Origin of the sequence: Geobacter hydrogenophilus (assembly GCF_018501225.1) — a bacterium.
GTDB lineage: Bacteria > Desulfobacterota > Desulfuromonadia > Geobacterales > Geobacteraceae > Geobacter > Geobacter hydrogenophilus.
In genome coordinates this window covers 1-527 of the sequence record NZ_JAHCZI010000035.1, presented here as the reverse complement: position 1 = coordinate 527, position 527 = coordinate 1, and the positions used below count along the sequence as shown (strand labels likewise).

Annotated in this window: 1 protein-coding gene; it reads left to right on the top strand. The window is 57.1% G+C overall.

The genetic code is table 11. The features are described from left to right. Positions 1-498: IS3 family transposase (locus KI811_RS18410; RefSeq protein WP_214187922.1), on the top strand; the 498-nt coding region annotated here is incomplete at its 5' end. Between the last annotated feature and the right edge of the window lie 29 nt (positions 499-527).

Here is a 527-nt window from a genome sequence, read left to right as displayed (position 1 = left end):
ATCGTCCCAACCGGACCGGACCAGGTGTGGGCCGGAGATGTCACGTATCTTAGAGCAGGCGGCAAATGGCGCTACCTCGCCGTCGTTCTGGACAAGTTCTCCCGGCGGATCGTCGGCTGGGCCATGAGCAAGTGGCGGGACACCGACCTCACCCTGCGGGCGTTTAACAACGCTGTTGAGCACAGAAAGCCGCAACCAGGGATCATCTTCCACAGCGACCGCGGCTCCGAATACTGTGCTTACACCTTCCGCGACCGGCTCGCCAGCCTCGGGTTCGTGCAGAGCATGAACCGCCTTGGCGGAAAGATGACAGACAACGCCACGATGGAATCATTCTTTCACTCGATGAAAGCCGAAGGCATCCATCGTACGAAATTCGCGAACACGCAGGCACTGTCGAACCACATCCGGAGCTACCTTCAGTTTTATAACTCAAAAAGGACGCACTCCTCTCTTGGCTATCTTTCGCCGGAGGAGTATGAGTGGAGCATGGCGTAACCCGTGTCTACTTTATCGGGGGAAGATTC